Source organism: Herminiimonas fonticola, from assembly GCF_040395855.1.
In the GTDB taxonomy this organism is placed as follows: Bacteria; Pseudomonadota; Gammaproteobacteria; order Burkholderiales; family Burkholderiaceae_D; genus Oxalicibacterium; species Oxalicibacterium fonticola_A.
The window spans coordinates 1-8,406 of record NZ_JBEBPO010000099.1 but is presented as its reverse complement, the minus strand read 5'-3'; the positions used below and the strand labels follow the sequence as shown (position 1 = coordinate 8,406).

The 8,406-nt window shown below is 53.8% G+C and carries 7 protein-coding genes; 3 read left to right on the top strand and 4 right to left on the bottom strand.

Features of this window, described 5'->3' with window-relative positions; all coding sequences use genetic code 11:
- The first annotated feature begins 499 nt into the window (after positions 1–499).
- The 3 genes from ABWP27_RS11010 to ABWP27_RS11000 all read left to right on the top strand — a co-directional run bounded on the left by ABWP27_RS11010 (position 500) and on the right by ABWP27_RS11000 (position 4,315).
- The gene (locus ABWP27_RS11010) at positions 500–1,651 is read left to right on the top strand and encodes a TRAP transporter substrate-binding protein (protein WP_353156635.1); all 1,152 of its coding nucleotides are present in this window, start codon (positions 500–502) and stop codon (positions 1,649–1,651) included.
- A gap of 103 nt (positions 1,652–1,754) precedes the next feature.
- Positions 1,755–2,381 (top strand): TRAP transporter small permease subunit, encoded by a 627-nt coding sequence (locus ABWP27_RS11005; protein WP_353156633.1) that lies wholly within the window; start codon positions 1,755–1,757, stop codon positions 2,379–2,381.
- Positions 2,378–4,315, top strand: a complete 1,938-nt coding sequence (locus ABWP27_RS11000; protein WP_353156630.1) for a TRAP transporter large permease — start codon at positions 2,378–2,380, stop codon at positions 4,313–4,315. The genes ABWP27_RS11005 and ABWP27_RS11000 overlap by 4 nt, the downstream gene beginning before the upstream one ends.
- Positions 4,316–4,399: 84 nt before the next feature.
- Here ABWP27_RS11000 and ABWP27_RS10995 read toward each other — a convergent pair whose 3' ends face one another.
- From ABWP27_RS10995 to bioA, 4 genes are all read right to left on the bottom strand, one after another.
- Complete coding sequence (locus ABWP27_RS10995) at positions 4,400–5,326, bottom strand: hydroxymethylglutaryl-CoA lyase (RefSeq protein WP_353156628.1); 927 nt, start codon at positions 5,324–5,326, stop codon at positions 4,400–4,402.
- Between the two features lie 117 nt (positions 5,327–5,443).
- Positions 5,444–6,463, bottom strand: coding sequence for a biotin synthase BioB (bioB, locus tag ABWP27_RS10990; RefSeq protein ID WP_353156627.1), 1,020 nt, complete (start codon positions 6,461–6,463; stop codon positions 5,444–5,446).
- 21 nt (positions 6,464–6,484) lie between these two features.
- Complete coding sequence (bioD, locus tag ABWP27_RS10985; RefSeq protein ID WP_353156637.1) at positions 6,485–7,204, bottom strand: dethiobiotin synthase; 720 nt, start codon at positions 7,202–7,204, stop codon at positions 6,485–6,487.
- A gap of 61 nt (positions 7,205–7,265) precedes the next feature.
- Positions 7,266–8,406, bottom strand: a 1,141-nt coding sequence (gene bioA / locus ABWP27_RS10980; protein WP_353156625.1) for an adenosylmethionine--8-amino-7-oxononanoate transaminase, incomplete at its 5' end; no start/stop codon positions are given.

Genomic DNA, 8,406 nt, shown 5'->3' with positions numbered 1-8,406 from the left:
TCGTCGACATGAAAATGCGCCTTTTTTGTAAGCGTCGCGTAAGAAAAATCTATGCTGTCGCATTTTGTGCATGAAGCACAAAAAATAATTCAGCCATTAAAACAGATTAATTGCATCGTCACAAACGAAGGTTTTTGCAGCAGTCATCTCAGCGTAATTACACTTTGATATGCAATGTTGAACCATACATTTCACGTGCTTAAAAAATATGCAGCTCTCTATGAAAACATCGTGTTTTCATGCCGCAATCCGCAGCATGAAAAGACGAACCAGATCGACGACGCATGTTGCAGAAAACATTTAACACATTCCACTTATCCATTACATGCATAAAAAATGCAGCAAAAAAATCATCCCCTTTATTGCTGCGTTGCAACTTGACATATGCATGTGAAAGCGCATTCTACGAGCGTCAGTCCTGCCGCCATTTTTTGAGAATGGAGCTGTCCATCGGGTGACGAATCTGCGTTATTTCTAATAAAACAAAAGGAGATACACAATGAAAAAGACTATCAAGTCGACTCAAAGCACCGCACCTTCCCGCCGTAAGTTTCTTGGCACAGCCGCCACCGGCAGTGCCGCCGCAGCACTCAGCTTCCCGATGATCGCAACCGCGCAAACTGTCACACAACTGCGCTTCCAAAGTACCTGGCCCAGCAAGGATATCTTTCACGAATACGCTCTGGATTTCGCCAAGAAGGTCAATGACATGACCGGTGGCGAACTGAAGATCGAAGTATTACCGGCCGGCGCAGTCGTACCTGCCTTCGGCCTGCTGGATGCAGTGTCAAAAGGCACACTCGACGGTGGTCACGGCGTGATGGGCTACAACTACGGCAAGCAAAGTGCGATTGCATTGTGGACCTCCGGCCCGGTATTCGGCATGGATGCGAACATGGTGCTGGCATGGCATAAATACGGCGGCGGCAAGGCGCTGCTGGAAAAACTGTATAGCTCGATCGGCGCCAATGTCGTGTCCTTCCTCAGCGGCCCGATGCCAACGCAACCGCTCGGCTGGTTCAAAAAACCCATCACCAAAAAAGAAGATTTCAAGGGATTGAAATTCCGCACCAACGGTCTGGCGATCGATTTGTTTACCGCGATGGGCGCCGCCGTGAATGCACTGCCGGGCGGCGAAATCGTTCCTGCAATGGACAGAGGTTTGCTGGATGGCGCCGAGTTCAACAATGCCAGCTCCGACCGCATCCTTGGTTTCCCGGACGTCTCCAAGGTTTGCATGCTGCAAAGCTTCCATCAAAGCTCGGAGCAATTCGAGATCAGTTTCAACAAAACCAAATACGACGGTTTGGCACCAAAACTGAAAGCCATCATTGCCAATGCGGTGGAAGCTTCGTCAGCCGACATGTCGTGGAAAGCCATCGATCGTTATTCCACCGACTACCGCGAAATGCAAACCAAAGAAGGCGTCAAATTCTACAAAACGCCAGACGCGGTATTGCAGGATCAATTGAAAATATGGGATGACGTGGTAGCGAAGAAAGGTGCCGACAACCCACTATTCAAGGAGGTCGAAAAATCGCAGCGTGCGTTTGCCGAGCGCGCCATGAAATGGGACATGGACACCAACAATAATCGTCGCATGGCCTACAACCACTACTTCATCGCAAAGGCCGGACAAAAGAAAGCCTGACCGCATAGCTGACACAAAAAACACCATCCAGACGGATGGTGTTTTTTAAACGCCAGCAGGCGTTGCAACACCGAACATCACCTGTCTCGAATCGGAGTTCGTCATGCAAAATCTTTTGTTTTTCATAGACAAGGTGAGCAGCTGGGTAGGTCAGGTTTTTTCATGGCTTATCGTAGTGTTGACCTTTCTTATCTCATGGGAAGTTTTTTCCCGCTACGTCCTCAATCACCCGAATCCGTGGTCATTCGATTTGATGATCATGATGTACGGCACATCCTTCATGATGGCTGGTGCCTACACGCTCGCCAAAAATGGGCACGTTCGTGGCGATGTACTGTACGGTTTTTTCCCGCCGCGCCTGCAAGCCGGGCTGGATCTGACTTTGTACTTTCTGTTTTTCATCCCCGGCGTCGTCGCACTGGTATGGGCTGGCTACACTTACGCTATGGAATCGCTTGCAATACGTGAGTCGTCCACGCTGACTGCAAACGGCCCGCCGCTGTATCCGTTCAAGATGATCATCCCGATTTCCGGCGTTCTGCTGTTGCTGCAAGGTTTCGTGGAAATTGTCCGTTGCATTATTTGCCTGAAAGAAGGCGAATGGCCGGCACGTGAAAAAGACGTGGAAGAAGTTGATGTCGAAAAACTCAAGGCCATGGTGCACGTGACAGATAGCGATATTGCCAACGCAGACAAATTTGTTGCCACCAAACCGGGGAGTCAAGCATGAAAAAAGAGATTTGGTTTGGCATATCGATTTTAGTAGCAATCGTCGTTGGTGTATTTTTCGTCATGCCGGCACCTGCCGACATGACGAATGGGCATCTGGGTTTATTGATGTTGGCATTGGTGGTGGTAGCGATCATGCTCGGCTTCCCTACCGCTTTCACATTGATGGGCATGGGCGTGATCTTTGCGTGGTTCGCCTTCCATAGTCGAGACCCCAGTCTGGCAGTCCAGCAGACGCTCGATTTGATGGTACAGAGAGCATATTCGGTCATGGCGAACGATGTGCTGATCTCCATCCCGCTGTTCATTTTCATGGGATATCTGGTCGAGCGCGCCAACCTGATCGAGAAATTGTTCAAGAGCTTGCACATTGCAATGGCGCGCATTCCCGGTTCACTGGCAGTGGCGACCATTGTGACTTGCGCAGTGTTTGCAACAGCAACCGGCATCGTCGGTGCAGTCGTCACGCTGATGGGTTTGCTGGCCTTGCCGGCAATGCTGAAAGCCGGATACAGCACGCAAGTAGCCGCCGGCTCGATTACCGCCGGTGGCTGTCTCGGCATTCTGATTCCGCCATCGGTGCTATTGATTGTGTACGGCGCGACTGCGGGCGTATCCGTAGTCAAACTGTATGCCGGTGCATTTTTTCCCGGCATCATGCTGGCCGTGCTGTATATCGGTTACGTCATCGTGCTGGCAAAACTCAAACCCAATCTGGCACCGCCATTATCGGCAGAAGACCGGCGCGTCACTCTGTCTGAGTTTGCCGCCACCATTTCCAGCACCTTCAGCAACAAGGCTCTGCCAGGTTTGCTCGGCGCGCTGAAAGGCAAACGCAATGCCGACATTCCAATTCGCACGATCTTGCAGCAACTCGGGATCGCGCTGTTGCCGGCGCTGGCCTTTGTACTGGTAATGGGCATCAGCTACAACCTGGTTACCGCACCCGAAGCCGCACAGACAGAGCTGGTTGAAATGGGGGCCGAAGCGCAGGATTTGAGTACGCACTTCGAAGACAGCCTGAGTGAACCAGCCGGCGAAGGCGGCTTTGGCGAGCCTCCATCCGAGGGAAGCCTGAATGAACCTGCAGCCGAAGCGCCAGTTGCCGCCACTGCAGTACCTGCAGCGCCGGTAGAAGCAGCCACCAAACCGGCAGCAGAAACGGTCACTGCGAGCGCCAAGCCTGCACCCATGAGCTACTGGATCGCATTCGCCGTAGCCTTCGTCGCGATGGTGGTGTTCTATGCGATGTTCACCTTTGCACGGCTGGAAATCTTCAAGATGTTAATGGGTTCGCTATTCCCACTGGCATTCATGATTCTGGCGGTACTGGGAAGCATCGTGTTCGGCCTGGCAACACCGACCGAAGCGGCCGCCATGGGAGCATTTGGCGGCATCATCCTCGCCGCATGTTACCGCCGCTTCAATTACGCGATGCTCAGAGAGTCCGCATTTCTGGCAACCAAAACCAGTGCGATGGTGTGCTGGCTGTTTGTCGGCTCCAGCATCTTCTCGGCTGCATTTGCGCTGCTGGGCGGACAGGAAATCATCAATGACTGGGTGCTCGGTATGGATTTGACGCCGATCCAGTTCATGATACTGGCGCAAGTCATTATTTTCCTGCTGGGCTGGCCGCTGGAATGGACCGAGATCATCGTGATTTTCATGCCGATCTTTATCCCGCTGCTGCCGCACTTCGATATCGATCCGCTGTTCTTCGGCTTGCTGGTAGCGATGAACCTGCAGACCGCGTTCCTGTCACCACCAGTCGCCATGTCGGCGTTCTATCTGAAAGGCGTAGCGCCTCCGCATGTCACGCTGAATCAGATTTTCCTCGGCATGTTGCCGTTCATGGCGATCCAGATCATCGCGCTGGTTCTGCTGTACGTCTTCCCGGCCATCGGCTTGTGGCTGCCTAACGTGCTGTACAACTAATCCAGTCAGTCACAACAAAACGGGATGCATCCTCACAGATGCATCCCGTTTTTTATTTTCTACCGCAGCAGGATTAGCGCACTATCAATCAGTTCGTTTCGCCGCAATCGCGTTACCTGCACGGCTGACTGCCTTGCGGCCAAGCTGCGTTGAGATGAATTGTCCGGCCTCGACTACTTTGTCGAGATCGATGCCGGTGGCAATGCCGAGCCCCTGCATCATGTACAGCACATCCTCTGTCGCTACATTGCCGGTTGCACCCTTCGCATACGGGCAACCGCCCAGGCCGGCCACCGACGCGTGATAAATCGTGATACCGACTTCCAGGCTCGCATAGATATTCGCCAGCGCCTGACCGTAGGTATCGTGGAAATGGCCGGACAGATTTTCAATCGGGAATTCCTGCGCCGCACGCTGCATGATGGTTTGTACATGACGCGGCGTCGCCACGCCTATCGTGTCAGCAATATCGATTTCATCGCAACCGAGATCGCGCAGTTGTCGCACTACACTCGCCATGCTGTCAGCCGATACTTCACCCTGATACGGACAAGCAAAAGCGCAACTCAAGGCGCCGCGCAAACGCAATTTATTTTCCTTCGCCGCGCGCGCCACGTCGCGAAAACGTTCCACCGATTCGGCAATCGAGCAATTGATGTTCTTTTGCGAAAACGCTTCCGATGCAGCAGCGAAGATCACGACTTCATCCACGCCTGCTGACAGTGCGGCATCGAAACCTTTCATGTTCGGCACCAGCGCGGAATACAGCGTGCCCGGCCGACGCTCAATACCTTCCATCACTTCGGTTGACGTCGCCATTTGCGGCACCCATTTGGGCGACACGAAAGCTGCCGCTTCTATATTGACGAAGCCGGCTTGCGACAAACGATTCACCAGTTCTATCTTGACGCCAGCGCCTATGGTTTGCTGTTCGTTCTGCAAACCGTCGCGCGGGCCGACTTCAATGATCTTGACGGATGTGGGCAGGCTGGAAGAAATCAATTGCAGCACCTCGATAAACTTTATTCAAAACAGAATATAAAACGACAGTCAAAATGGAACTGTCTTTAGATGGAAAAACGGCCGGTCGAAGATTCAACCGGCCGCCTCTGCATCACAAATGCGATCTTACTGTGGCGTCACATCGCAACGCGCATCGATCGCGGTACTGCGTGTGTGCATGCCGAGCTTCTCCAGCAATTCCTGATCGGCCAGCGCTTCCGGATTGCCAGTCGTCAGCAACTTGTCGCCGTAGAAAATCGAATTCGCACCGGCAACGAAACACAAGGCCTGTATCGCTTCGCCCATTTCACGACGACCGGCGGACAAACGCACGCGTGCTTTCGGCATCGTGATACGTGCAACCGCGACGGTACGAACAAATTCCAACGGATCGATAGGATCGGTACCGTGCAGAGGCGTACCTTCAACCTGCACCAGATTGTTAACAGGTACCGATTCCGGATATGGGTCCATATTGCACAATTGCGCGATCAGGCCGGCGCGTTGCAAACGCGATTCGCCCATTCCAACAATACCGCCGCAGCAAACCTTGATACCGACGTTGCGCACACGCGCCAGCGTATCGATGCGATTCTGGTAATCGCGCGTCGAAATCACGTTTGAATAGAATTCAGGTGCAGTATCCAGATTGTGATTGTAGTAATCAAGGCCGGCGTCCTTCAATTTTTCAGCCTGGCCTTCGCCGAGCATACCGAGCGTGGCGCAGGTTTCCATGCCCATCGCCTTCACTTCACGCACCATCTCTTCGACTTTTTCCAGATCGCGATCCTTCGGTTCACGCCATGCCGCACCCATGCAGAAGCGCGTTGCACCGTGCGCCTTGGCTTCGCGCGCTGCGGTCAATACTTCTTCCAGAGGCAGAATCTTTTGTGCTGTCACGCCGGTGTCGTAGCGCGCAGCTTGCGGGCAATAGCCGCAATCTTCCGGGCAGCCGCCGGTCTTGATCGACAACAGGGTTGCCAGTTCCACTTCCGTCGGATCGAAGTGTTCGCGGTGCACGGTTTGCGCACGGAAAATCAGATCATTGAATGGCAGATTGAACAAAGCCAATACGTCGTCAACCGGCCATGCTGTCGGAACGATGGGAGCGACAGGCGCCTGAAAAGTAACGGGTTGCGACGACATAAAAAAACTCCTGACTAAAATTTAAACAGTAGGTGTACCGGGCCAGCCCGGCAAACACGAAAAATCCAGATACGCAGCCGCTGCAGCAGGCAAGGGCGCCGCCAGACGCGGCACACAACCCAGCAGGGGTGCAGGCAAACGCGCGGTCAATGCCGCCACATTATCCTCGGCAAACGGCATGCCGGCATCGACCGTATTGGCGACCCAGCCCACCAGCTTCAGACCGCGCGCAGCAATCGCTTCGGCGGTCAGCAAGGCATGGCTCAGGCACCCCAAACGCAGGCCGACCACCATTATGACGGGCAAAGCCAGTTGTTGGGCCAAATCTGCAGTATCGACATCATCCGCCAAGGGTACGCAAAAACCGCCTACACCTTCCACCACAACGGCATCCGCCAATTCGACAACTTGTGCGTAACAGCGGCGAATATATGCGATATCTATCGCAACATTCTCCAATTTTGCTGCAACATGCGGCGCGGCAGCTTCTTTAAACATGTACGGAACCGCCAAATTTCTTGGCAAAACGACATTTGCAGTCTGCGCCAAAGCGTCAGCGTCGTCATTGTGCCAGACCTCGCCATCGGCTGTCTGAATCGGATGCGCGCCAGCCGCCACGGATTTGATCGCTGCCGCACGCACCCCGCGTTGTACCAGCGCGTGCAGGATCGCGGTCGAAATCAGCGTCTTGCCGATTTCGGTATCGGTGCCGGTTACGAAACAACTAAAACTTGCACTCATCTCAGTATCGCCCTTCATTCAATCTCATCTCAGTTACACCTTGACGCTGCCATCAGCCTACTCATGCAGCCATCACTTTTGCAAACACGGTTTGCACACGCGCGGCAAGGCCTTCGATTTCTTCACCACTCAGAATATAAGGCGGCATCAGATAAACCGTATTCCCGATAGGACGCAGCAGCAATTCATGTTCCAGCGCGGTCGAGAAGAAGCGTTGCGAGAATGTCGCGGCGGCCTGCGGGCTATCGATCACTGCATCGAAGGCCCAGATCATGCCGCGATGGCGGAAGTTTGCAACGTGTTCATGGTTCGCCAATGGTGCCAGCGCCGCAGTCAAATCTGCAGCACGTGCGCGATTGGCATTGATCACATCGTCTTCTTCAAAGATCGCCAGCGTCGCCAGTGCCGCACGGCATGCAAGCGGATTGCCGGTGTAGGAATGCGAATGCAGGAAGCCGCGCTTCACATCCACATCGTAGAAGGATTGATAAATTTCATCGCGCGTCATCACCAGCGACAAAGGCAGATAACCACCGCTGATGCCTTTGGACAAACAAATAAAATCCGGCCAGATCGCTGCCTGCTCGCACGCGAAGAAAGTACCGGTGCGACCGCAACCAACCGCAATTTCATCCGCGATCATGTGCACTTGATATTTATCGCACAGCAAACGCACTTCCTGCAGATACGCCGGATCATGCATCGCCATCCCGGTTGCACATTGCACCAGCGGTTCGATGATGATGGCAGCGATCTGCGATGCACGTTCCTGCAATAATTTTTCCAGATCCCTGGCAGCGCGACGCGCCACATCGGCAGCCGACTCACCCGGCTCAGCAGCACGCGCATCCGGACTTGTGACGACGTGTGCATGCTGCAGCAAGGAATCGTAGGCATCACGGAAAATAGGTACATCGGTTACGCTCAATGCGCCTATGGTTTCGCCGTGATAGCTGCCTTTCAGACAAACGAATTCGCGCTTGGCGGTTTTTCCATGATTACGCCATGCATGGAAGCTCATCTTCAACGCGATCTCCACCGCCGACGCACCATCGGATGCATAAAAGCAGTGGCCGAGTACATGGCCGGTGCGTGCTGCCAGTTGTTCCGACAGTTGCACGACCGGCTCGTGTGTAAAGCCAGCCAGCATCGCGTGCTCCAGCAAATCGAGTTGCAACTTCAACGCGCTATTGATGCGCGGA